At 63.6% G+C, this 22,111-nt stretch carries 25 protein-coding genes; 12 read left to right on the forward strand and 13 right to left on the reverse strand.

What is annotated here, in order from left to right; all coding sequences use genetic code 11:
* The first annotated feature begins 32 nt into the window (after positions 1–32).
* The gene (locus M5C71_RS29190) at positions 33–497 is read left to right on the forward strand and encodes a TIGR02444 family protein (protein WP_248769363.1); all 465 of its coding nucleotides are present in this window, start codon (positions 33–35) and stop codon (positions 495–497) included.
* Here M5C71_RS29190 and M5C71_RS29195 read toward each other — a convergent pair.
* The gene (locus tag M5C71_RS29195) at positions 494–1,507 is read right to left on the reverse strand and encodes an AlgP family protein (protein ID WP_248769364.1); all 1,014 of its coding nucleotides are present in this window, start codon (positions 1,505–1,507) and stop codon (positions 494–496) included. The two genes, M5C71_RS29190 and M5C71_RS29195, sit on opposite strands and share 4 nt — an antisense overlap.
* A gap of 173 nt (positions 1,508–1,680) precedes the next feature.
* Here M5C71_RS29195 and M5C71_RS29200 point away from each other — a divergent pair, with 173 nt between their 5' ends.
* Complete coding sequence (locus M5C71_RS29200) at positions 1,681–2,346, forward strand: FKBP-type peptidyl-prolyl cis-trans isomerase (protein WP_248769365.1); 666 nt, start codon at positions 1,681–1,683, stop codon at positions 2,344–2,346.
* Between the two features lie 63 nt (positions 2,347–2,409).
* Here M5C71_RS29200 and rsd read toward each other — a convergent pair whose 3' ends face one another.
* From rsd to M5C71_RS29240, 8 genes are all read right to left on the reverse strand, one after another.
* Positions 2,410–2,868 (reverse strand): sigma D regulator, encoded by a 459-nt coding sequence (gene rsd, locus M5C71_RS29205; RefSeq protein WP_103499007.1) that lies wholly within the window; start codon positions 2,866–2,868, stop codon positions 2,410–2,412.
* 194 nt (positions 2,869–3,062) lie between these two features.
* On the reverse strand, positions 3,063–3,572 hold the full coding sequence (locus M5C71_RS29210; RefSeq protein WP_103499008.1) for a disulfide bond formation protein B: 510 nt from the start codon (positions 3,570–3,572) through the stop codon (positions 3,063–3,065).
* A gap of 225 nt (positions 3,573–3,797) precedes the next feature.
* Positions 3,798–5,021: a heme biosynthesis HemY N-terminal domain-containing protein gene (locus M5C71_RS29215; protein ID WP_103499009.1), complete on the reverse strand. Its 1,224-nt coding sequence runs from the start codon at positions 5,019–5,021 to the stop codon at positions 3,798–3,800.
* Positions 5,018–6,145, reverse strand: a complete 1,128-nt coding sequence (locus M5C71_RS29220) for a uroporphyrinogen-III C-methyltransferase (RefSeq protein ID WP_248769366.1) — start codon at positions 6,143–6,145, stop codon at positions 5,018–5,020. Before M5C71_RS29220 ends, M5C71_RS29215 begins: the two co-directional genes overlap by 4 nt.
* 18 nt (positions 6,146–6,163) lie before the next feature.
* Positions 6,164–6,931: a uroporphyrinogen-III synthase gene (locus M5C71_RS29225; protein WP_247263071.1), complete on the reverse strand. Its 768-nt coding sequence runs from the start codon at positions 6,929–6,931 to the stop codon at positions 6,164–6,166.
* Entirely contained in the window at positions 6,928–7,869 is a 942-nt protein-coding gene (hemC, locus tag M5C71_RS29230; RefSeq protein WP_103499010.1) for a hydroxymethylbilane synthase, read from the reverse strand. Before hemC ends, M5C71_RS29225 begins: the two co-directional genes overlap by 4 nt.
* 139 nt (positions 7,870–8,008) lie before the next feature.
* On the reverse strand, positions 8,009–8,755 hold the full coding sequence (locus tag M5C71_RS29235) for a LytTR family DNA-binding domain-containing protein (protein ID WP_103499011.1): 747 nt from the start codon (positions 8,753–8,755) through the stop codon (positions 8,009–8,011).
* Entirely contained in the window at positions 8,752–9,834 is a 1,083-nt protein-coding gene (locus M5C71_RS29240; RefSeq protein ID WP_103499012.1) for a sensor histidine kinase, read from the reverse strand. Before M5C71_RS29240 ends, M5C71_RS29235 begins: the two co-directional genes overlap by 4 nt.
* A gap of 185 nt (positions 9,835–10,019) precedes the next feature.
* On the opposite strand from M5C71_RS29240, the gene argH reads away from it, so the two are divergent.
* Positions 10,020–11,414: an argininosuccinate lyase gene (gene argH / locus M5C71_RS29245; protein ID WP_103499013.1), complete on the forward strand. Its 1,395-nt coding sequence runs from the start codon at positions 10,020–10,022 to the stop codon at positions 11,412–11,414.
* A gap of 184 nt (positions 11,415–11,598) precedes the next feature.
* On the opposite strand, the gene M5C71_RS29250 is transcribed toward argH, so the two are convergent.
* A complete protein-coding gene (locus M5C71_RS29250) occupies positions 11,599–12,258 on the reverse strand; it encodes a glutathione S-transferase (protein ID WP_103499014.1) in 660 nt (219 codons plus the stop codon).
* A 125-nt stretch (positions 12,259–12,383) separates the two neighbouring features.
* Here M5C71_RS29250 and M5C71_RS29255 point away from each other — a divergent pair, with 125 nt between their 5' ends.
* From M5C71_RS29255 to M5C71_RS29265, 3 genes are all read left to right on the forward strand, one after another.
* Entirely contained in the window at positions 12,384–12,668 is a 285-nt protein-coding gene (locus M5C71_RS29255; protein WP_152736702.1) for a hypothetical protein, read from the forward strand.
* Positions 12,669–12,844: 176 nt separating this feature from the next.
* Positions 12,845–13,090, forward strand: a complete 246-nt coding sequence (locus M5C71_RS29260) for a TIGR02647 family protein (protein ID WP_100942130.1) — start codon at positions 12,845–12,847, stop codon at positions 13,088–13,090.
* Between the two features lie 176 nt (positions 13,091–13,266).
* Positions 13,267–16,113: a class I adenylate cyclase gene (locus M5C71_RS29265; RefSeq protein WP_103499016.1), complete on the forward strand. Its 2,847-nt coding sequence runs from the start codon at positions 13,267–13,269 to the stop codon at positions 16,111–16,113.
* 16 nt (positions 16,114–16,129) lie between these two features.
* Here the strand turns inward: M5C71_RS29265 and rnk are convergent, their stop codons facing one another.
* The 3 genes from rnk to cyaY all read right to left on the reverse strand — a co-directional run bounded on the left by rnk (position 16,130) and on the right by cyaY (position 17,282).
* Entirely contained in the window at positions 16,130–16,543 is a 414-nt protein-coding gene (gene rnk, locus M5C71_RS29270; RefSeq protein ID WP_100942132.1) for a nucleoside diphosphate kinase regulator, read from the reverse strand.
* 158 nt (positions 16,544–16,701) lie between these two features.
* A complete protein-coding gene (locus M5C71_RS29275; RefSeq protein ID WP_248769371.1) occupies positions 16,702–16,926 on the reverse strand; it encodes a DUF1289 domain-containing protein in 225 nt (74 codons plus the stop codon).
* Positions 16,926–17,282, reverse strand: a complete 357-nt coding sequence (cyaY, locus tag M5C71_RS29280; protein ID WP_103499017.1) for an iron donor protein CyaY — start codon at positions 17,280–17,282, stop codon at positions 16,926–16,928. Before cyaY ends, M5C71_RS29275 begins: the two co-directional genes overlap by 1 nt.
* 214 nt (positions 17,283–17,496) lie before the next feature.
* Between cyaY and M5C71_RS29285 the strand changes: the two genes are divergently transcribed.
* Genes M5C71_RS29285 through M5C71_RS29310 form a run of 6 tightly spaced genes read left to right on the forward strand, consistent with a single transcriptional unit; the run spans position 17,497 to position 22,095 of the window.
* Entirely contained in the window at positions 17,497–17,658 is a 162-nt protein-coding gene (locus M5C71_RS29285; protein ID WP_103499018.1) for a lipoprotein, read from the forward strand.
* Between the two features lie 9 nt (positions 17,659–17,667).
* Positions 17,668–18,915, forward strand: coding sequence for a diaminopimelate decarboxylase (gene lysA / locus M5C71_RS29290; protein WP_248769367.1), 1,248 nt, complete (start codon positions 17,668–17,670; stop codon positions 18,913–18,915).
* Positions 18,916–18,919: 4 nt separating this feature from the next.
* Positions 18,920–19,750 carry a diaminopimelate epimerase gene (dapF, locus tag M5C71_RS29295; protein ID WP_103499020.1) on the forward strand — a complete coding sequence of 277 codons (831 nt, stop codon included), beginning with the start codon at positions 18,920–18,922 and terminating at the stop codon, positions 19,748–19,750.
* 13 nt (positions 19,751–19,763) lie between these two features.
* On the forward strand, positions 19,764–20,489 hold the full coding sequence (locus M5C71_RS29300; protein WP_248769368.1) for a DUF484 family protein: 726 nt from the start codon (positions 19,764–19,766) through the stop codon (positions 20,487–20,489).
* A 2-nt stretch (positions 20,490–20,491) separates the two neighbouring features.
* Positions 20,492–21,388, forward strand: coding sequence for a tyrosine recombinase XerC (xerC, locus tag M5C71_RS29305; RefSeq protein ID WP_103499022.1), 897 nt, complete (start codon positions 20,492–20,494; stop codon positions 21,386–21,388).
* On the forward strand, positions 21,388–22,095 hold the full coding sequence (locus tag M5C71_RS29310; RefSeq protein WP_103499023.1) for an HAD family hydrolase: 708 nt from the start codon (positions 21,388–21,390) through the stop codon (positions 22,093–22,095). The genes xerC and M5C71_RS29310 overlap by 1 nt, the downstream gene beginning before the upstream one ends.
* The last annotated feature ends 16 nt before the right edge of the window (positions 22,096–22,111 follow it).

The following is a 22,111-nucleotide window of genomic DNA, read 5'->3' on the forward strand; positions in this document are numbered from 1 at the left end:
CAGCTTCCCTCGCAACTGGCGCGGATCTCACCATGCATGCTGACCTGTGGACGTTTTCCCTGAACACTTACGCCAAGCCCGGCGTGGAACAAACCTGCCTGGCGCTCCAGGCCCAGGGGGCGAATGTCTGCCTGCTGCTCTGCGCGGCCTGGCTGGGCCAACGCGGAGTGCGCTGCGAGGCCGAACGCGCGGGGCAATTGCAGGCTCTCGCCGAGCCCTGGCACGACCAGGTGGTGCAGCCACTGCGGCAGTTGCGCACGCAATGGCGCACGGCGGCCTTGGAGGACGTCGAGTTGAAAGTGCTGAGGGATCAGGTCAAGGCGTTGGAACTGGCCGCCGAGCAGCATCTGTTGCAGCGACTGGAAGCGTTGGCTCGGGATTGGCCCGAGGTCGGCGCGGAAGATCTGGACACGTGGCTGGAGGCGGTGACCGCCCAGGCCACAGGCCTGAATAGCGACGCGCTGCAGCAGCTGCGCGTCGCGGTGAACCAGGCTTAGGAAGCGCTGGTCGGGGTTACGGCAGCAGGCGCGGCTGGCGCTGGAGCAGCCGGTGCGGCTGCGGCGACGCTGGCGGGCGCGACCGATGCAGGTGCCGCCGGCTTGGCTGCTACGGCTGGCTTGGCGGCGGTGACAGCAGGCTTTGCGGCCGGTTTGGCAGCGGCAGGCTTGGCAGCCACGGCTTTTGCAGCGGGCTTGGCAGCAGCTGGTTTAGCGGCAACAGCTTTTGCAGCAGGCTTGGCAGCAGCTGGTTTAGCAGCAACAGCTTTTGCAGCAGGCTTGGCAGCGGCCGGTTTAGCGGCAGCAGCTTTTGCAGCAGGCTTGGCGGCAGCCGGTTTGGCAGCTACAGCTTTTGCAGCGGGCTTGGCAGCGGCTGGTTTGGCAGCAGCCACTTTTGCAGCAGGCTTGGCGGCGGCAGGTTTAGCGGCAGCAGCTTTTGCAGCTGGCTTGGCGGCGGCAGGTTTGGCAGCTACAGCTTTTGCAGCGGGCTTGGCAGCGGCTGGTTTAGCGGCAGCCACTTTTGCAGCGGGCTTGGCAGCAACTGGCTTAGCGGCAGCAGCTTTTGCAGCAGGCTTGGCGACAACCGGTTTGGCGGCAGCGGGTTTAGCAGCACGAGTCGACAGCGCCTTGGTGACAGCCTCTTTCACACGGCCAACACCCTGGGCCAGTTTCAGGCTTTCCTGGGCATCGCGCTTGAGTTGCAGGATATAGCCACGGGTGTCCGACTGGCTGGCTTTCAGCTTGTCCAGCAACTCTTCGAGCTCACCGACCGCGCTCTTGGCCTTGGCTTGTGCCTTGGCTTTTCCGGCAGTGGCCGAGTCCTGCAATTTGGTCCGCGCCTTGTGCAGTTTTTCCTGGGCTTTACCGCGTTGCTTTTCCAGTTTGGCGAGCAGTTTTTCAGCATCAGCCAAAGCCTGGGTGCAAGCAGTTTCCAGATGTTCGAGCAGGCTGCCCGACAACTGTTGGAGCAGATGCAACGGAGTATTTACGGGCTTCTTGGTGGCCGACATGGTGTACCTCCTGACTGATGTGAATGCGGCTCATACTAGCCCTCTGGGACTACCGCCGCTAGGGCATGTTGACAGTATCGAAGGGCCCGCGTTGCATGCCTTGAAAAATGCTTCTTCAACAACTCATCCAGAGCACTGGCATAATCCTCCGAACCTGAGGTCGGAGAGTGCTTATGCCGCGTTATTTTCTGCTGTCACTGTGTGTGTTCTGGTCGCTTGCGCACGCCGCGCCAGAGGTCGCGAACGATGACGCCCACGACCTGGCCTACAGCCTCGGCGCCAGCCTCGGCGAGCGTCTGCGCCAGGATGCTCCGGACCTGCAGATCAAGGCCCTGCTCGACGGTTTGAAGCAGGCCTACCAGGGCAAACCGCTGGCCTTGAAGGACGAACGCATCCAGCAGATTCTCGCCGCGCATGATGCCCAGGTCGCCCAGGAAGCGGCCAAACCCCAGAGCGAAATCGCGCTGGAAGCCGAGCGAAAATTCCTCACTGAAGAAAAGACCAAGCCCGGCGTCCACGAATTGGCCGACGGCATCCTGATGACGGAACTGACACCTGGCACTGGAGAAAAAGTCGCGGCCAACGGCAAGGTCCAGGTGCGCTATGTCGGACGCCTGCCCAACGGCACGGTGTTCGATCAGAACCGACAGCCGCAATGGTTCCGCCTGGACAGTGTGATCAATGGCTGGCGCAGCGCCCTGCCCCAGATGCCTGTCGGTGCGAAATGGCGCCTGGTACTGCCCTCGGCACAAGCGTATGGCGCCGACGGTGCCGGCGATCTGATCGCGCCGTACACACCGCTGGTGTTCGAAATCGAGCTGCTCGGCGTGGCCAGCTGACGCTGGCACCAGAACGAAAAACGGTGCGCCTGAGCGCACCGTTTTCATGTGTAGCCATTGGGATCAGGCCTGGGCTTCAGCCTTTTCCTTGTGCGCGGTATGCAACACTTCGATCAGGCAATCCTCCAGCTCGAAGCGCTCGTGCAGCAAGCCGCCCAGTTCCTGGAATTTATGCGCCACACACTCGCCTTCATCGCACAGATCGTTGAAGGCCAGTAGCTTCTCGGTAATCACATCGATACGCGGGTAGATCGTCTCCGCCAGCTCCAGGCCACGCTTGTCGCCAAAGGCCTTGGCCTCGCCGGTCAACTGCTCGTAGATCTCGAAGTGGCCGGCCGACACATAGTCAACCAGCAAACCGCAGAACTCCTGCAAGGGCTTGGGGTTCTGCGCCAGTGCACCCGGCTCGGCACCGAGGGCATCGTAGGCCCCCACGAGCTCGTGACGCTCCTTGAGCCAGCGATCGATCAGCAGATGCACTCCACCCCAGCGTTCCTGAGCATTCCGACAACTTTCGAGCATGGTGATCTCTTCCCTTCTGGGTCATGCCGACCGACGCCTCGGACACATCGAGGCTCCTGACTTGGCCAAACAGAACAAGCTGATTGCGATAACGCGATGCGGGCCAGATTATGCCCGCTCGACACCTGCTTCAAGGTACGCAGGAGAGAAAGTTCATACAAGTGTTTAATCCGAGGCACGACTGCCGGTTACTTTTACGCCCCGCCCGACACCGAATCCGGCCCCACCAGCTGATAGATCATCAGCAGGCTCATACCCACGAAAGCCAGCAGGCTCCACTCGGGAATGCTCAGGTCGAAGAGGGTCCACTGGATCTCCGCGCATTCGGCCGTGGCCCGGAACATCAACTTGAACGCCTGGAGGGTGGGTACCTGCTGGATCAGGCAATGCAGGTCAGGCTGGCAGATCATCAGCTGCTCGGCCGGCACCCGCTGCAACAGGACCTGCCGCGCCGCCGTGGCGGCACCGGCGAGGGCCAGCAGCAGGTCGAGGCCGCCATAGACCCAGCGGCCGATACGACCCGGGCCGTGCAACACCGCCACCAGGCTGACCAGGCAGAACCCGGCGAGGAAAAAGCGCTGGACGATGCACAGCGAGCAAGGCTCCAGCCCGGTCACACGCTCCAGGTACAGCGACGCCCCCATGACCAGGGCACCTGTCAACAAGGCCAGGGAGAACAGAGAACGTGAGCGGGCCAAGAACATGGCTTATCCGTAACAGGAGAGACAGGCAGTTACGGTAGAGGAAAGCCCTTGGCCCTTTCAAGGCGAGCCAGAGCAGACAATTCCTTAAGCCTGTAAGGAATTACCGACGGACATCCTATGAAACCATTAATTCAGAAGTAGGAATCAGACTTCGTCACGGCAAGGGAAGCATCCTGACACGCAAAGACGGGATGCCTGAAGCCGCATCCCGTCTTCCAGGCCACCTCACACCGGTAGTGGCGAGGCCAGCAGACGCTTGTCCAACAGACCCAGGCCCTCCTGGAACAACTGGTTGCTGCGCTCGGTATCACCGAGTTGGGCCAGCAGTCGCGCCAGCTCCGCGCAGGCTTCAGGGTGGCGCTGCACCCGCAGGCTGCTTTCCAGGTAGTCGCGGGCCTTGCCCCACAGACTGTTTTGCAGGCTCAGGCGTCCCAGCGTCAGCAACAGGCTGGCATCCTCGGGATGGTCTTTCAACCAGCCTTCGGCAGTCTGCAACTGTCGGGCCGGGTCACGTCCGCGCAACAAGCCGTACAGACGCGCCAGATGGCTGTCGTACTGGCGTTTGAGCGCCTCGCGCAGGGCTTCTTCAGCCTGGGCGTCGGCGCCGAGCTGGCGTAGTTGCTCGGCATAAGCCAGCACCAATGGCGGCTCCTGGCGCTGGGCCGAGCTCAATTGCTGCCAGGCCCGCTCCAGCGCCTGCAGGCCCGCTTCGCCGTCCTCGCGCTGGGCCGCCAGGCTGAGGTTCTCACCCCAGGCACGGCGTTCCAACTCGGCCAGTTCAGCCTTGGCCAGCACCTTGTCCTTGCGCAACTCCGGCAACAGACGGATCAACGCCGACCAGTCGCCACGTTGCTGATACAGGCGCTGCAACTGACGCAGGACCTGGATGCTATGGGGATGACGCTCGTGCATGGCCTGCAGGGTATTCAAAGCCCCCTCGCTGTCGCCACGGTCCACTTGCAACTGCGCGTGACTGAGGGCAATCGCCAACTCGGCCTGGGGCTGGCGGTCGAGGGCGCGCTCCAGCAGGCTGTCGCACTCCTCGTACTTGCCTTGTTCGTTGGCCGCCCGGGCCGCGCCGAGGTAGTACAGCAGCGGCTGGCGTTCGGCCTCGGCGGCCCGTTGCAAATGGCGTTGGGCACTGGCCCAGCGGCCCTCGGCCAGGTCCATCTGGCCTTGCTCGATGGCCACCTGGGTGCGTCGGCTGCGATTGCGCCGGGACCAGGGATTGGCCACGGAGCCCGAGGTGGTCACCAACCCCACCAGGAATTTCACCAGCCACAGCACCAGCCATGCCAGCAGCAGCACGGCCAGGAAGGCCCACAGGCTCGATTCGTAACGGAAGCTGTCATAGGCGATCAGGACGTAACCCGCGTGCCGCGAGATCGCATAGCCGAGGCCCGCCGCAATGGCGACGACCAGTACCAGGATCAGGAGGAAGCGCTTCATGGGCTGGTCCCCTCGACCGGGGTCACGCTCGGGCTGACCGGGGTCTCGATCTCGACATGTCGCCGCTCGAGATAGGCCTGCACCGCCGCCAGGGTTCCGGCCAGATCAGGCGTGACCACGGTCACCGGCTGTTTGCTCAGCTCGGCCAGGCGCTCGAGCATGACCTTGCTCTGTGGATTGTCCGGGTTGAAGCTACCGGTCAGCACGTCCCGGGCCTCGGTCAAGGCCTGGGTGTAGACCCCGGCCTGACCATTCAAGGCGGCCCACTGGGCCTGTTCCAGGGCCAGGCCGAGGGCCAGGCGGACCTGCGCCAGGCTCTGCCCGGCGAGCAACGGCCGGATGTTCTTGTTGGCATTGAAGTCGATGCGGATATAACGCGAGATCTCATCCCACCACAGGGCCCAGCGGCTGGCGCCATCGCCGTCGGCGGTCAGGCCGAGCAGGGAGTCGCCGCGATCCTTGTACTCCGGCGCCAGCTCGTTGAGCTGGGGCAACTGGTCGCGCAGGGCGCCCAGTTGCAGGAACAGGCCGGTACGGTCCGGCTGCTCGGTGCTGCGCAGCGCGGCCAGGCTCCTGGCCACCTGCTCGCGGGCGGCAAAGGAACCCGGATCGTTCTGTTCACGCAGGATATCGTCGGCGCCCTGCACCAGGGCCAGGGCACTGGTGATGTCCTGCAACGCCGACAAGCGCAGGCTCGCCAGGCGCAGCAAATGCTCGGCCTCGGCCAGGCGCCAGTCCTTGCGGCTGGCACCCAGCACGCTTTCCAGCTTCTGGTTCAGACGCTGCTGATCGCCCTGCAACTGCGTCACCAGGCGACGACGCTCCTCCAGTTCACCGGCACCCGGCAACTGATCCAGGCGCGCGGCCAGTTGCTGTTCGGTCAGCTTGAGGGACTGCGCCTGGCTGCCCAGGTCTTGCAGTTGTCCGCTCTGCTGCTGATGGTTGGCTTGCAGGTTGCGCACCTGCCAGACACCCCAGCCACCCGCCGCCGCGCCGGCGGCGCCGAGCAACAGGGCGAGGAGCGCCAGGCCATTGCCACGACGCGCCACGGGCGCCACCGGCGGTTGAACCGGGGTATCGACCACCGGCTGGGCTTCTTCTTTCGGCAAGGCTGTTTCGCTCACGTGTCCATCCTTTGCATTCTAGAGAGCGGGTACGGGATGCTCCCGCAACGCCGCTAGCAAAGCCGTGGCACTGGCACCACGACAATCCACCACATGTTGGGCCCCTGCGGCGCGGGCCATTTCGGCCACCCGCGGGCTTGGAACAAACAACGGCAGGCGCGCCAGTTCCGGCCAGGCCGTCGCCGCCAACTGGAGCAGGTGTTCAAAACCCTGCCCACTGCTGACCACCAGGGCGTTCAGGCGTTCCGCCGCGACGCGCTGGGCCAGGAAGCCCTCGGCATACTCGGGCAACAGCCGACGGTACAACTCAAGGTAGTCGACACTAGCACCCTGGCCGCGCAAACGCTCGGCCAGCAGCTCGCGTCCGCCCTCTCCGCGCAGGATCAATACCCGCGGCTCGGGGCACGCCAGCGCCTGCTGCAACGCCGGCAACGCCAACAAGGCCTCACTGTCGTCGCCCTCGGCGGGATAATCAACCTCGAGGCCGTAATCGGCGAGGATCCCCGCAGTCGCGGCACCCACCGTGAACCATGGCAGGAACGGCGGCTGCGGCCAGTACTGGTCCACCAACTCAACCGCCAGGCGCGCCGCCGGCTTGCTGACCACGATCACCGCACTGTAGTGGGCCAGGTCGTAGATCATCGTCCGCCCGGCACCGTCGAGGGGCACGGGTTCGATCTCCAGCAGCGGCAGGCTGCTGCTGAACATCCCGGCCGCGGCCAGGGCGCTCGCCAGCTCCGCCGACTCTGACGCCGGCCGGGTCAACAACAGGCGCCAACCACTCACTCTTCGCCAGCCTCGCCATAGACGGCCTGGAGAATCGCATCCGCACCCTGGGCCAGCAGCGCTTGTGCGACCTGCACGCCGAGGGCCTGGGCGTCAGCTTGCGGCGCCCGGGCATCGGCGCTGAGCAGCAGGCCGCCCTTGGGATCGCCGACCAGCCCACGCAGCCAGATCTGCTCGCCTTCGAGCACGGCGTAACAGGCAATCGGCACCTGGCAACCGCCGTTCAGATGTTTATTCAAGGCGCGCTCGGCGGTGACCCGCACGGCGGTGTCGGCATGGTGCAGGGGTGCCAGCAGGGCATGGATTTCCGTGTCGGCGCTGCGGCATTCGATACCCACCGCGCCCTGGCCACCGGCCGGCAAGCTGTCTTCGACACTGATGGCCGAGGTGATGCGATCTTCAAAACCGAGGCGGATCAGGCCGGCGGCGGCGAGGATGATCGCGTCGTACTCGCCGGCGTCCAGCTTGGCCAGGCGGGTGTTGACGTTGCCACGCAGGAAGCGGATCTGCAGGTCAGGCCGACGGGTCAGCAATTGTGCCTGGCGGCGCAGGCTCGAAGTGCCGACCACGCTGCCGGCCGGCAGATCCTCAAGACTGGCGAAGGTATTGGAAACGAAGGCATCGCGCGGGTCTTCGCGCTCGCAGATGCAGAACAGGCCGAGGCCTTCGGGGAAATCCATCGGCACGTCTTTCATCGAATGCACGGCGATATCGGCCTCGTGCTCGAGCAGCGCGGTTTCCAGCTCCTTGACGAACAAGCCCTTGCCGCCGATTTTCGACAGCGGTGAGTCCAGCAGCTTGTCGCCGCGACTGACCATGGGGACCAGGACCACCGACAAACCGGGATGAGCCTGCTCCAGGCGGGCCTTGACGTATTCGGCCTGCCACAGGGCCAGCGCACTTTTACGGGTAGCGATGCGGATTTCGCGAGAAGACATGGATCGATCCGTACTGAATAGATACGGCAGATAATAACAGCTCGGCCCGGCCCGCTTTGACTTGTATCAGCCAATAAGCGGCCTCCCTGGCCTGGAAATACCGGGTAGACGGTACCTTGCGCCACGCGCAAGGCACGGATTAAAGCTGTTGCATCATCTTGCGCACGCCAGCGACATGGCGTCGACTGACGATCAGCGCGTCACCGCCCAGGCCCTTGAGGAACAGCTGGAAGTGCCCCAACGGCGTACGTTGCAGGCGCTCGATGCGTTCGCGAGCCACCAGCGCGTTGCGGTGAATACGCACAAAACGATCGCCGAACTCATCTTCCAGGGCCTTCAACGGCTCATCCAGCAGCACTTCGCCACCCTCGTGGCGCAGGGTCACGTACTTGTGGTCGGCAATGAAGTAGATCACCTGGTCCAGGGGAATCAGCTCGATGCCCTTGCGGGTACGGGCGCTGATATGACTGCGCGGACCGGCACCGGATTCAGCGGCGGGCCGTGTCAGGGCCGCCAGTTGCACGCGGTTGGGACGCTCGGCCTTCTTCAGCGCTTCGAGCAGGTGCTCGGCGCGAACCGGCTTGACCAGGTAACCCACGGCGCTGACCCGGAACGCTTCCAGGGCAAACTCGTCATGGGCGGTGCAGAACACCACGGCCGGTGGTGCCTCACGCTCGCACAACCGTGCCGCCACTTGCAGGCCGTCGAGGCCGGGCATGCGGATATCGAGCAGGACCACATCGGGCCTCAGGCTCTCGATCAGGGACAATGCCTCTTCGCCATTGGTGGCGCTGGGCTCCAGGACACTGTAACCCTCGAGTTCGCCGACCAAACGGCTCAGGCGCTCGCGGGCCAGGGGTTCGTCATCAACGATCAGGACATTCATATTGCACTGGATTCCTGCGTGAGTCTCGCACAAGGATAGCGTAGACAGGTGAAGTGACGACCGTCACGGCGATCCACGCTAAGACTAGCGCGAGGCCCGAAAAGTGCCGTAAGTCGGGCACCGATATTTGCCAGTGCCAATTGAGTACCGCCCGACACCTGCCGCGGTGCGGCATCGTCGTAGGGATTGCTGATACACAATATGAACTCTCCCTCTTTATAGTCGGCTTCGACCCTGACCACGCCGCCTTCGATGCGCGGTGCGATGCCGTAGATCAGAGCGTTTTCCAACAGTGGTTGCAAGGTTAATTGCGGGATCGGCAAATCCTCTGGAATTGTGCCCACCCTCCAGTCCAACTGTAGACGGTTGCCAAGACGATATTGCTCAATCGACAAATATCGTTGCGCTAATTCCAGCTCGTCACGCCAGGTCACCAGGTTGCCGGGCCTGGCCAGGCTGGCGCGGAACAGGTCGGACAGATCCAGCACGGCCTGCTCGGCCTGTCGCGGATCGCTCACCACCAGGCTGGCGATGCTGTTCAGGCTGTTGAACAGGAAGTGCGGGCGGATCCTCGACTGCAAGGCTTCGATGCGCGCCTGCAACTCCGCCTGCTGCTGGCGACGCCACTGACTCTGCAGGTAAAAGTAGCGCAACATCAGGGCCGACATGATGAGGCTGATCAAACCATGGCGCAGATAGTGCCCAAGCGTACCTTCACCCGAGGGCGGGCCGGCCAGGGAAAAGTACTCGGTCAGGCCGGTACAAGCCAGGCTCAACCCGACCACCAGGGCACAGCACAGCACCCCGGCCAGCCCCGGGCGCAAGCGCGCCAACCAGGCCCGGGCACTGCACAACAACGCCGCCGACAACAGCACGATCCACTGCACATACAAGGAAGTCAGCGCCAGGCGCACCCAGTCGAAACCGACGGGCATCGGCTCGGCCAGCACCAGCACCATGACCAGCAGCTCGGCCAACACCACCAGCACCAGCAGCGCCTCGGGCAGGCAGAGTTCCGGAAGGAAGAATTCCTGGGTCGCGGGCGCGTCACGCCCTTCGGTCGATCGTGAAATAGGCATGGGCCCAGTCTCTGCGCCCGCGCCCGTGCCGACAAGCCGTTCGACAGATTCGGTCGAAATTTAATCCACCACGACCGCAAATCCACCCTGTGCACGCCGGCCGGCTGACGGGCCTCGGCGCAACCCTGTTATGATCGGTGACAACTTTTCCGGCAACCCACTTTCAGCAGATCACGAGCGAATCCATGAGCACCGACAAGACCAACCAGTCCTGGGGCGGCCGCTTCAGTGAACCCGTCGACGCCTTCGTCGCACGCTTCACCGCCTCCGTCACGTTCGACCAGCGCCTCTATCGCCACGACATCATGGGCTCCATCGCCCACGCCACGATGCTGGCCAAGGTCGGCGTGCTGACCGATGCCGAACGCGACAGCATCGCCGACGGCCTGAAAACCATCCAGGGTGAAATCGAGGCCGGCCAGTTCGACTGGCGCGTGGACCTGGAAGACGTGCACATGAATATCGAAGCGCGCCTGACCGACCGTATCGGTATCACCGGCAAGAAGCTGCACACCGGTCGTAGCCGCAACGACCAGGTGGCCACCGATATCCGCCTGTGGCTGCGGGACGAGATCGACCTGATCCTGGCTGAAATCACCCGCCTGCAAAAAGGCCTGCTGGAACAGGCCGAGCGCGAAGCCGGCAGCATCATGCCCGGCTTCACACACTTGCAGACCGCCCAGCCGGTGACCTTCGGGCACCATATGCTGGCCTGGTTCGAAATGCTCAGCCGCGACTACGAGCGCCTGGTCGACTGCCGCAAGCGCACCAACCGCATGCCCCTGGGCAGCGCGGCGCTGGCCGGCACCACCTACCCGATCGACCGTGAATACACCGCCCAACTGCTGGGCTTCGACGCGGTCGGCGGCAACTCCCTGGACAACGTCTCGGATCGTGACTTCGCCATCGAGTTCTGCTCGGCGGCCAGCATCGCGATGATGCACCTGTCGCGCTTCTCCGAAGAGCTGGTGCTTTGGACCAGCGCGCAGTTCCAGTTCATCGACCTGCCGGACCGCTTCTGCACCGGCAGCTCGATCATGCCCCAGAAGAAGAACCCCGACGTGCCGGAGCTGGTGCGCGGCAAGACCGGCCGGGTGTTCGGCGCGCTGATGGGCCTGCTGACCTTGATGAAGGGCCAGCCGCTGGCCTACAACAAGGACAACCAGGAAGACAAGGAACCGCTGTTCGACGCCGCCGACACCCTGCGCGATTCGTTGCGGGCGTTTGCCGACATGATCCCGGCGATCAAACCCAAGCACGCGGTGATGCGCGAAGCGGCGCTGCGGGGTTTCTCCACCGCGACCGACCTGGCGGATTACCTGGTGCGTCGTGGCCTGCCGTTCCGTGATTGCCACGAGATCGTCGGCCATGCGGTGAAGTACGGCGTGGAAACCGGCAAGGACCTGGCGGAAATGAGCCTGGAAGAACTGCGCACGTTCAGCGACCAGATCGATGACGACGTGTTTGCGGTATTGACCCTGGAAGGTTCGGTCAATGCCCGCAACCATATCGGCGGGACTGCACCGGCGCAGGTGAAGTTGGCCGTTGCCCGCGGTCAGGCGCTGCTCGCCAGCCGCTGATCCCTGTGTTGTAGCCGGCTTGCTGGCGATGAACAATGACGCGGTGTGTCTGATAGACCGCGTCGCTTGAATCGCCAGCAAGCCGGCTCCCACAGAACCGTGTTTCACCGCGAGATACCGTCGAGCCCCGCTCCTTGCAGGAGCCCGGCTTGCCGGCGATGGCGTCCTGATGAGCGCTACAAAGCTATTTCTTGGCCGCAACCATCGCCAGGAACGCCGGCATCCCGGCTTCCTTGTCCGCGGCTATTCGCTGCACATTCGGCCACTGCTGCAAGCGTTCCAGCAACGCTTTGGCCTCAGGCATCTCGGCCAACAAATCAATCCCGAACAGCTTCTGGCCGACCGCGCAGGCCAGGTCGACGCTGTAGAGAAAGTAGATATCCGCCACGCTGAACTCGCTGCCCGCCACATAAGGGCCGAACGAGCCATGACGCTTGAGCGAGGCAAAACCCAGCAGCAATTCGGCCCGGGTCTTCTCCTTGATCGCCTCCGGCACCGGCATCCCGAAGAAGGCCTCGGCGAACGACGCCCGCGCCGGCAACTCGATGTACAACTCGATTTCCTTGGCCAGCGCCAACACCCGGGCCCGCTGGAAAGGATCGGCCGGCAGCAGCTTCACCCCCGGCTGGGTGTCATCGATATAGGGCAGGATCACCGCGGTTTCGTTGATAAAACCCTGCTCTACGCCCAGCACCGGGACCTTGCCACGGGGGCTTATCGCCAGGGCCTCCGGGGTCTGCCCAGCATAAAACGGCACTTCCTCGAAAGGCAGGCCCTTTTCCAGCAGCGCCAACTTGACCATGTTGTAGTAGTTGCTGACCGCGAATCCATAAAGTTTGAGCATCACAAAGCCTCCAGGCCGTGCAGGGGGTTGGCCCCGGCAGTTATAGAACCTCGAAGGCTCTCTCGCCAGCAGCATCACGCCCCTGAATACAGTTAAACTGGCCGCCTTTCCTTGAGGAGTCCGCCATGAGCGAGCCAACCGATATCGACAACGACGACGAAGCGTTCGCCGAAAGCACCCTGGTCCAGGCCATCGAAAACCAGATCGAGACCGATAACCCGCCGGCGGCCAAGGCGATCTTCAACAAGCTGACCCTGGTGGGTTACGAGCGCGAAGAGATCCTCAACCTGATGGCCCACGTGCTGGCCGTGGAGATCGATGCGATGTTGGATGAAGATCGCCCGTTCAATACAGAATGGTACGAGACCGCCTTGCGTGCCCTGCCGGAACTGCCTCCCGAGATTCAGTAACCCCACTGGATTTGCAGCGCCCCCTGTCTACACTGATATCGCCCCCTCACCACTCGGTCCCGGGGCGCTGTCCCCACCGTTCGACCGCATCCACATCGAAGACTGGACAGAGCGCTCAACTGCGATCACCTTAGGGGCGCTGTCGTCCAATAATTCCTAGAAAGTCTGGAGTCCTTATGTCGTATACCCCTGAGTTGGTTGCCGAACTGGAAATCCTTGCACTGTTCAATCTGGGCAATTCCCAGGAAGGCCTGAAAATTCATCAGACCGCCGCGCCAAAAGCCATCGCCGCCGCCCAACGGCTGTTCGAGAAAGAGCTGATCACCCAAGCCGACGGCGGTTACCTGACCAGCCTGGGCCGTGACGCAGCCGAGCATGCCCAAGGCCTGCTGACCATCCTGGCCATCAAAGAAGCCGCCTGACCCTTCGCCGCGCCCACGGGATCGCCTTCTGCCGGATCTCGCGGGCGCCGACGACAAAACGCTGAAAAACCGACGTCCAGAAGAAATTCTGTTTAAGCGTCCTGGCACTTCGGCGCTAAACTGCCACCCTTGCGAACCCCTTCCTTTCGAGCCCCGCGAGCCGGTTTGAGTTAGACATGACGCGTACCCACGAAATTCGCCCGAACCTGGACGAGGGAATCGATCGCAAAGTCCTCAGCCAACTGCGTGCGCGCTTCCTGAAGCTCAACCAGGGGCGCATGAGTCGTGCCCTCGAAGGTCTGTCACCACGCCAACAGGTGGTGCTCAACCTGCTGCCGCTGTTTTTCCACGTCAATCACCCGTTGCTGCCCGGTTATGTCTCCGGCAGCACACCGGCCGGACTGTCGGACTATGAGCCCGGCGAGCTGGCCCTGGCCGAAGCCCAGCGCCTGACCCGCTCGTTTTCCTACAAGACCCGCCACGGCAATCCACCGCGGCCGATCCACGGCCTGTTCCTGATGGGCAGCCTCGGCACCCTGGCCCAGGCCGAGCAGAGCGACATGGACATGTGGGTCTGCCACGCCAGCGATCTGAGCCAGGGCGAGTTGGCCGAACTGCGCAAGAAGTGCCAGCTGCTGGAGGAGTGGGCCGCCAGCCAGGGCGCCGAAGCGCATTTCTTCCTGATCGACCCGAGCCGCTTCGTGCGCGGCGAGCGCGATACGCAACTGAGTTCGGAAGACTGCGGCACCACCCAGCATTACCTGTTGCTGGACGAGTTCTACCGCACCGCCATCTGGCTCGCCGGGCGCACGCCGCTGTGGTGGCTGGTGCCGGTGTATGAGGAACAGCACTACGACCAGTACACCCACACCTTGTTGTCCAAGCGCTTTATCCGCGCCAACGAAACCCTCGACCTCGGCCATCTGGCGCGGATTCCGCCGGGGGAATTTATCGGTGCCGGGCTCTGGCAACTGTTCAAAGGCATCGAGTCGCCCTACAAATCGGTGCTCAAGCTGCTGCTGATCGAGGTCTACGCCAGCGAACATCCCCACGTCGAGTGCCTGAGCCTGCGCTTCAAGCAGGCGGTGTTCGCCAATCACCTGGACCTCGACGAGCTGGACCCCTATGTCGTGGTCTACCGGCGCATCGAGGAGTACCTCAAGGCCCGCAATGAACCGGAGCGCCTGGAATTGGTGCGGCGCAGCCTGTACCTGAAGGTCAACCGCAAGCTTACCGGCCAGAGCACGCGCAACCAGAGCTGGCAGCGCCTGCTGCTGATGCGACTGGCCGCCGAGTGGGGCTGGGACCGCCGGCAACTGGCGCTGCTCGACAGCCGCAGCCAGTGGAAAGTCCGCCAGGTCAGCGCCGAACGCCGGGCCCTGGTCAACGAACTCAACTACAGCTACCGCTTCCTGACCCAGTTCGCCCGCACCGAGCAGGCCGTCAGCCTGATCAACAAGCGCGACCTGAATGTCCTCGGCCGCCGTCTGTACGCCGCGTTCGAGCGCAAGGCCGGCAAGATCGAGTTCATCAACCCCGGCATCGCCCCGGACCTGGCCGAAGACACCCTTACCCTGGTCCAGTCGCCCAACCGCAAGGAACCGGGGCAAACCCACTGGGCCCTGTACAACGGCAGCCTGAACGCCCTCGAATGGGAAAACTTCGCCCCGATCAAGCGCAGCCGCGAACTGCTGGAACTGCTGGCCTGGAGTCATCGCAATGGTGTGATCGACCCCACCACACGCCTGTCGCTGCACCCCGGCAGCAGCGACCTGACCGAGTTCGAACTGTTCAACCTGCTCGGCAGCCTGCAACAGACCATCGCCCTGCCCCTGGGCAGCGTCAGCGAGGACCAGTTGCTGCGCCCGAGTATTGCGGCCGAAGTGCTGATCCTGGTGAATATCGGGGTCGACCCGCTCAAGCACCACCGCGACCTGAATATCCTGATGACCACCGAGCGCACCGACTCCCTGAGTTACGCCGGCGTCAGGGAAAACCTGGTGCTGACCCTCGACCAGGTCACGCTCAACAGCTGGAACGAAGTGCTGATCAACCGTTACGACGGCCCTCACGCGCTGCTCGACTGCCTGTGCAACTACCTCAACCACCTGCCGGTCGGGCGCCAGCTGCCGCGCTTGCGGGTGCGCTGCTTCTGCCACAACCGCGCGCAGTTCATCGCCCAACGGGTCGAGGAAGTGCTCAACACCGCCCAGGAACTGTTGCTCGGCAACCTCAATCATCGTTATCTGGTCCAGGTCCAGCAGCACTATCACGTCCTGGAGCTGGTGCAGGGCCGTGTCAAACATATCGCCCTGGACAGCCTGGCGGAGTTGCTCAGCTACCTGAACCAGGAACTGTCCGCCTACAGCCCGCTGTACGTGGACATCCGGGCGATGGAGGAGCACGACCTGGCGCTGGTGCTGCCCATGGGCCAGCCCGAATGCGTGCAGGTGTTCTACCGGATCAACGACACCTACGCCGAGCTGTACGTGCTGGATGAATTCAATGCCCTCTGGCAACAGCGCCTGCCGTTCCATGACGAGCAAAGCCTGCTGGTGCCGCTGCAACGCTTCCTGCAGTCGATTCTCTACCGCCGCGAGGCGCTGATGCCCATGGAGACGACGGCGTCTTCGGCGGCGCTGGAAATCCTCTACTACCAGGTGCTGCCCTCGGGACCCGGGCGAGCGCGCCGGGTTGAACCCCGGCCGGCGCCGCAAACCCCGGTCAACAAGCCGTTCTATGACGTCCAGGCGATTGTCGGCAAAACCGGGACGGATACGGTCCAGGTCACCCTGTACTGCAATCAGCGGGAGTTTTCCGAACTGGAATACGGCGACCAGTTGTTTATCACGGTCGCCCGGGAAATCGTCGGGCAGCGCCGGGAAATCGAACGCTACCGCTGCTACATAACCGACCTGGACCTGAGTGCGCTGATCGGTGACGGACAGGGTTCGAGCAATCTCTACCTGCGCTACAAGGCCGAACTGGAAAGCGCACTGAACCTGGCACTGGACCAGGTCTGAGGGCGCCAGGGCGGGCTCAGAGGTGGAAGTCGCCGGCGGCTTCCGGCTGATATTCCACTTCCAGCAGGTTCAGCTTCAGGGTCTTGCCGCCCGGAGCGGGCCAATCGATGTGCTGGCCGACCTGCAAACCGAGCAAGGCGCTGCCCACCGGCGCGAGAATGGAAATCCGCCCTTCATCGGCATTGGCGTCCTGCGGGTACACCAGGGTCAGGCGATAATCCTTGCCGCTGACCTCTTCACGGCAGTGCACCCGGGAATTCATGGTCACGACACCGGCCGGCACTTCTTCGTGGCCTACCACGCTGTCGGCACGGTCCAGTTCGGCTTGCAACGCGATGACACCGGGCAGCGTGTCGTCCAGGCTGTCGATCAGGCGCTCCAGACGTTGCACGTCAAGGCGGGTGAGGATGATGGAAGGTGCGGTGCTCATGATCCAGGCAGACTCCTTTTTTCTGCACGATAAAAGCAAAACCCCGCCACGAAAGGCGGGGTTTTCACAGGCCTCGTCGACACGAGGCGTACCCGGACACTACCACAGCGGCGTAAATACACAACCCGAGGCGGAAGGGGTTTGCCCCCGACAATCCGTCAGGCCTGCGCCTGGCGCTGCCGGGCCTGCTCGCAGATCTCCCGCCGGCGCGCATCATCCGCCGCGCGCCACTCGCGGATATCCTCGACGTGCCGAAAACAGCCGATACAAATTTTCTGCTCGTCCAGCCGACAAAGGCTCACACAAGGCGACGGCACGGCCGGGCTGACATTGCTGTACAACGGCTTGGCGTGGCGTGCCGGAGCGGTTTGCTGCGTCACGATCAGATCTCTTCGAAGTCCAGGTCGACACCGGCCTGTTCCAGGGTAAAGCGCGCCAGGATCTCGTTGAGCTTCTCTTCGCTCTTCACACAGAACCAATAGCTGCCGTCTTCATCCTCGCTGCTGCTTTCCTTGTACTCGAAGTGATAACCACCGGTGGGCTTGGCCGTCGCCAGCCAGAGCTGACGCAGCGGCTCCTGGCGACTGAAGATCAGCTGGCTGCCGCCTTCGAACTTCGCGGTGAGCACACCGGCGGAGTTTTCCAGGTCCACATCCAGGCCACTCTCATCGAACACTTCTTCCAGGTTTTCCAGGGTGGAATCGACCAGATCGTGAAAACGGGCTTCAGTCAAACTCATTGCGCGAACCTCGAAAAATGCGTGTCCCTTCAAGCGCCGCAAGATACGAGCGCTCCCGGACGATTGCAAAGCATAACCACGTGAAGCCAAGAGTGACATCAATAATCCACAAACGGTGCCCGGGTGCCGCCGGACGGGCAGCGGCCCGCATAGGCAAGCCGCCGGGTGGCCGGTATACTCCGGCGCAATTAATGCTTTTTCAAAGGATTTCGCCATGAAGCGCCTGATCTCTTCCCTTGCTGCGCTCCTCGCGATCGCTTGCCTCGTCTCCGCCTGTGGTCAAAAAGGTCCGCTGTATCTGCCCGATGGCAGCCAGAACCCGGACGACCAGGCCAAGTCCTCGCAGGCCAAAGCGCACCAGCACGACACCTACTAAGGGATCACCATGGAAGCTTTTAACTACCGTGGCGGTGAGCTGTTCGCGGAAGGTGTAGCTTTGTCCGCCATTGCCGAGCGCTTTGGCACGCCGACCTACGTCTATTCCCGCGCCCACATCGAGGCGCAGTACAACGCCTATGCCAATGCCCTCGAAGGCATGCCGCACCTGGTCTGCTTCGCGGTCAAGGCCAACTCCAACCTGGGCGTGCTGAACGTCCTGGCGCGCCTCGGTGCCGGTTTCGACATCGTTTCCCGTGGTGAACTGGAGCGGGTCCTGGCCGCCGGCGGCAGCGCCGACAAGATCGTCTTCTCCGGCGTCGGCAAGACCCGTGAAGACATGCGCCGCGCCCTGGAAGTCGGTGTGCACTGCTTCAACATCGAGTCCACCGACGAGCTGGAACGCCTGCAAGTAGTGGCCGCCGAGCTGGGCGTGCGTGCGCCGGTCTCGTTGCGGGTCAACCCGGATGTCGACGCCGGCACCCACCCGTACATCTCCACCGGCCTTAAAGAGAACAAATTCGGTATCGCCATTGCCGATGCCGAGGATGTCTACATCCGCGCCGCACAGCTGCCGAACCTGGAAGTGCTGGGCGTCGATTGCCATATCGGCTCGCAACTGACCACCCTCGAGCCCTTCCTCGATGCCCTCGACCGCCTGCTGGCGCTGATCGACCGCCTCGGCGAATGCGGCATCCACCTGCAGCACATCGACCTCGGTGGCGGCGTCGGCGTGCGTTATCGCGACGAAGAGCCACCGCTGGTCGGCGACTACATCAAGGCCGTGCGCGAGCGTATCGCCGGTCGCGACCTGGGGCTGATGTTCGAGCCGGGCCGCTATATCGTCGCCAATGCCGGCGTGTTGCTGACCCAGGTCGAGTACCTCAAGCACACCGAACACAAGGATTTCGCCATCGTCGACGCGGCGATGAACGACCTGATCCGTCCGGCCCTGTACCAGGCCTGGATGGGCGTCAGCGCCGTACGTCCGCGCGAAGCCGCCGGGCGGGTCTACGATATCGTCGGGCCGATCTGCGAGACCGGCGACTTCCTGGCCAAGGAACGTCAGCTGGCCCTCGAGGAAGGTGACCTGCTGGCCGTGCACTCGGCCGGCGCCTACGGTTTCGTCATGAGCTCCAACTACAACACTCGCGGCCGCGCCGCCGAAGTGCTGGTGGATGGCGAGCAGATGTTCGAAGTGCGTCGTCGCGAGACGCTCGCCGAGTTGTATGCCGGCGAAAGCCTGCTGCCGGAGTAAGACCATGCTGCTGCGTTTTACCAAGATGCACGGCCTGGGCAACGACTTCATGGTCCTCGACCTGGTCAGCCAGCACGCGCATATCCAGCCCAAGCACGCCAAGCAATGGGGCGACCGCCACACCGGTATCGGCTTCGACCAGTTGCTGATCGTCGAGGCACCGAGCAATCCGGAAGTGGATTTCCGCTATCGGATCTTCAACTCCGACGGTTCGGAAGTGGAGCAGTGCGGCAACGGTGCGCGCTGTTTCGCCCGTTTCGTGCTCGACAAACGCCTGACCGCCAAGCGCCTGATCCGCGTCGAAACCAAGAGCGGGGTCATCGAGCTGGATGTCCGCCAGGACGGCCAGATCAGCGTGAACATGGGCCCGCCGCGCCTGGTGCCGGCCGAAATCCCGTTCCAGGCCGAGCAACAGGCCACGAGCTACGCCGTGGATGTCGACGGCCAGAACGTCGACCTGGCGGCCGTGTCCATGGGCAATCCCCATGCGGTGCTGCGGGTCAGCGATATCAACAGCGCGCCGGTGCATGAACTGGGACCGAAGATCGAACATCACCCGCGCTTTCCGGCCCGGGTCAATGTCGGCTTCCTGCAAGTGATTGACCGCCACCGCGGACAACTGCGAGTCTGGGAACGTGGCGCCGGGGAAACCCAGGCCTGCGGGACCGGTGCCTGCGCCGCCGCAGTGGCAGCCATCAGCCAGGGCTGGATGGATTCACCGGTGACCCTCGACCTGCCCGGCGGACGCCTGTCCATCGAATGGGCAGGTGTCGGCGAACCGGTGATGATGACGGGTCCTGCCGTTCGGGTGTATGAAGGACAAGTGCGTCTATAAGCGAGCCAATACCATGACCGACCAGCCTCAGGTTCCAGCCGAACAGCCCAACGAGTCGCCTGCACAGAGCCTTGAGGCGGCGCAGGTCGCCGCCTATCTGGAGGCCAATCCGGATTTCTTCGTCGAGCACGAGGAACTGCTGCCGGCGCTGCGCATTCCTCATCGACGCGGCGATACGGTGTCGCTGGTCGAGCGCCAGATGAAGATCCTCCGCGAGCGCAACATCGAGATGCGCCATCGCCTGTCGCAACTGATGGATGTGGCCCGGGACAACGATCGCCTGTTCGAGAAAACCCGCCGCCTGATCCTAGCGCTGATGGACGCCACCAGCCTGGATGACCTGGTCATGGCCGTGGAAGACAGCCTGCGCCAGGAGTTCCAGGTGCCCTTCGTCAGCCTGATCCTGTTCGGCGACAACGCCATGCCGGTGGGCCGCTGGGTCAGCCATGCCGAAGCCCAGCAAGCCATCGGCGGCCTGCTCTCGGAAGGCAAGAGCATCAGCGGCAGCCTGCGTGAGCACGAGCTGGACTTCCTGTTCGGCGAAGAACAACGCAAGCAGATCGGCTCCACCGCGGTGGTCGCCATCAGCTATCAGGGCGTACATGGCGTCCTGGCCGTGGCCAGCCGTGACCCGCAACACTACAAAAGCTCGGTGGGCACCCTGTTCCTCAGCTACATCGCCGAAGTCATGGGCCGCGTGGTTCCGCGCTTCACCCCCGCCCTGCGCTCGGTGCGCTAGCCATGGAGCGGCAGCTGGACGCCTACTGCGAGCACCTGCGCAGTGAGCGCCAGGTGTCGCCCCATACGCTGCTGGCTTATCGCCGCGACCTGGACAAGGTCCTGGGCTTTTGCACCAAGGAACAGATCGGCAGCTGGAGCGCCCTGGATATCCAACGCCTGAGGCGCCTGATCGCCCGCCTGCACCAGCAGGGCCAGTCTTCTCGCAGCCTGGCCCGCCTGCTGTCGGCGGTGCGCGGGCTGTACCAGTACCTCAACCGCGAAGGCCTCTGCACCCACGACCCGGCCACCGGCCTGGCACCGCCCAAGGGCGAACGCCGCCTGCCCAAGACCCTGGATACCGACCGCGCCCTGCAATTGCTGGACGGCGGGGTGGAGGACGACTTTATCGCCCGTCGCGACCAGGCCATCCTCGAGCTGTTCTACTCCTCGGGCCTGCGCCTGTCGGAGCTGACCGGGCTCGATCTAGAGCAGTTGGACCTGGCCGACGGCCTGGTGCAGGTCCACGGCAAGGGCAGCAAGACCCGCGTCCTGCCCATCGGCCGCAAAGCCCGGGAAGCCTTGCAGAGCTGGTTGCCGTTGCGCGCCCTGAGCAATCCCCCCGACGACGCCGTATTCGTCAGCCAGCAAGGCCGCCGCCTGGGTCCACGGGCCATTCAACTGCGGGTCAAGGCCGCCGGCGAGCGCGAACTGGGGCAGAACCTGCACCCGCACATGCTCCGGCACTCCTTCGCCAGCCACCTGCTGGAGTCGTCCCAGGATTTGCGCGCCGTGCAGGAGCTGCTCGGCCACTCGGATATCAAGACCACGCAGATCTACACCCACCTGGACTTCCAGCACCTGGCAACCGTCTATGACAGCGCCCATCCCCGGGCCAAACGCAGCAAGGACAGTGAGTAATGACGATTCAGCTGATCACCTTCGACCTCGACGATACCCTGTGGGATACCGCGCCGGTTATCCACAGCGCGGAGGCCGTTTTGCGTGAATGGCTGGCCGAGCATGCCCCGAACCTGGGCGGCGTGCCGGTGGAACACCTGTGGGCGATTCGCGAACGGGTATTGCTCAAGGAGCCGACGCTCAAGCACCGCATCAGCGCCTTGCGCCGGCGGGTTCTGTTCCACGCCCTGGAAGAGGCCGGTTATCCTCATGCGCAGGCTTCGCAGCTGGCGGAGGAGAGCTTCGAGGTGTTTATCCACGCCAGGCACCAGATCGAGGTGTTTCCGGAGGTCGAGCCGACCCTGGAGGCTTTGGGCCGCTCCTTTGCCCTGGGAGTGGTCACCAATGGCAATGCCGACGTGCGCCGCCTCGGGCTCGCCGACTATTTCCGCTTTGCGCTGTGTGCCGAAGACATCGGCATTGCCAAGCCGGATGCACGGCTGTTCCACGAAGCCCTGGTGCGCGGCGGCAATGTCCCGGCCAGCGCGGCGGTGCATATCGGCGATCACCCCGGGGACGACATCGCCGGGGCCCAGCAGGCCGGCCTGCGGGCAATCTGGTACAACCCGACGGGCAAGGCCTGGGAAGCAGAGCGGCAGCCGGATGCGCAGGTTCGCAGCCTGAGCGAGCTACCGGCACTGCTGGCCGGCTGGAATATCCCTGGCTGAGCGCACGCTCCCGTAG

Origin of the sequence: Pseudomonas sp. MWU12-2345 (genome assembly GCF_023242385.1) — a bacterium.
Classification (GTDB): Bacteria; Pseudomonadota; Gammaproteobacteria; order Pseudomonadales; family Pseudomonadaceae; genus Aquipseudomonas; species Aquipseudomonas gingeri_D.

Excerpts from the sequence above, each read along its gene's own strand:
- lysA (WP_248769367.1), top strand. The coding sequence starts at position 17,668 with ATGGAAGCTTTTAACTACCGTGGCGGTGAGCTGTTCGCGGAAGGTGTA.
- M5C71_RS29210 (WP_103499008.1), bottom strand. The coding sequence starts at position 3,572 with ATGTTCTTGGCCCGCTCACGTTCTCTGTTCTCCCTGGCCTTGTTGACA.
- M5C71_RS29260 (WP_100942130.1), top strand. The coding sequence starts at position 12,845 with ATGTCGTATACCCCTGAGTTGGTTGCCGAACTGGAAATCCTTGCACTG.
- M5C71_RS29310 (WP_103499023.1), top strand. The coding sequence starts at position 21,388 with ATGACGATTCAGCTGATCACCTTCGACCTCGACGATACCCTGTGGGAT.
- M5C71_RS29235 (WP_103499011.1), bottom strand. The coding sequence starts at position 8,755 with ATGAATGTCCTGATCGTTGATGACGAACCCCTGGCCCGCGAGCGCCTG.
- argH (WP_103499013.1), top strand. The coding sequence starts at position 10,020 with ATGAGCACCGACAAGACCAACCAGTCCTGGGGCGGCCGCTTCAGTGAA.
- M5C71_RS29285 (WP_103499018.1), top strand. The coding sequence starts at position 17,497 with ATGAAGCGCCTGATCTCTTCCCTTGCTGCGCTCCTCGCGATCGCTTGC.
- M5C71_RS29200 (WP_248769365.1), top strand. The coding sequence starts at position 1,681 with ATGCCGCGTTATTTTCTGCTGTCACTGTGTGTGTTCTGGTCGCTTGCG.
- M5C71_RS29195 (WP_248769364.1), bottom strand. The coding sequence starts at position 1,507 with ATGTCGGCCACCAAGAAGCCCGTAAATACTCCGTTGCATCTGCTCCAA.
- rnk (WP_100942132.1), bottom strand. The coding sequence starts at position 16,543 with ATGAGCACCGCACCTTCCATCATCCTCACCCGCCTTGACGTGCAACGT.
- M5C71_RS29240 (WP_103499012.1), bottom strand. The coding sequence starts at position 9,834 with ATGCCTATTTCACGATCGACCGAAGGGCGTGACGCGCCCGCGACCCAG.
- cyaY (WP_103499017.1), bottom strand. The coding sequence starts at position 17,282 with ATGAGTTTGACTGAAGCCCGTTTTCACGATCTGGTCGATTCCACCCTG.
- rsd (WP_103499007.1), bottom strand. The coding sequence starts at position 2,868 with ATGCTCGAAAGTTGTCGGAATGCTCAGGAACGCTGGGGTGGAGTGCAT.
- M5C71_RS29190 (WP_248769363.1), top strand. The coding sequence starts at position 33 with ATGCATGCTGACCTGTGGACGTTTTCCCTGAACACTTACGCCAAGCCC.
- xerC (WP_103499022.1), top strand. The coding sequence starts at position 20,492 with ATGGAGCGGCAGCTGGACGCCTACTGCGAGCACCTGCGCAGTGAGCGC.
- M5C71_RS29300 (WP_248769368.1), top strand. The coding sequence starts at position 19,764 with ATGACCGACCAGCCTCAGGTTCCAGCCGAACAGCCCAACGAGTCGCCT.
- dapF (WP_103499020.1), top strand. The coding sequence starts at position 18,920 with ATGCTGCTGCGTTTTACCAAGATGCACGGCCTGGGCAACGACTTCATG.
- M5C71_RS29215 (WP_103499009.1), bottom strand. The coding sequence starts at position 5,021 with ATGAAGCGCTTCCTCCTGATCCTGGTACTGGTCGTCGCCATTGCGGCG.
- hemC (WP_103499010.1), bottom strand. The coding sequence starts at position 7,869 with ATGTCTTCTCGCGAAATCCGCATCGCTACCCGTAAAAGTGCGCTGGCC.
- M5C71_RS29265 (WP_103499016.1), top strand. The coding sequence starts at position 13,267 with ATGACGCGTACCCACGAAATTCGCCCGAACCTGGACGAGGGAATCGAT.
- M5C71_RS29255 (WP_152736702.1), top strand. The coding sequence starts at position 12,384 with ATGAGCGAGCCAACCGATATCGACAACGACGACGAAGCGTTCGCCGAA.
- M5C71_RS29250 (WP_103499014.1), bottom strand. The coding sequence starts at position 12,258 with ATGCTCAAACTTTATGGATTCGCGGTCAGCAACTACTACAACATGGTC.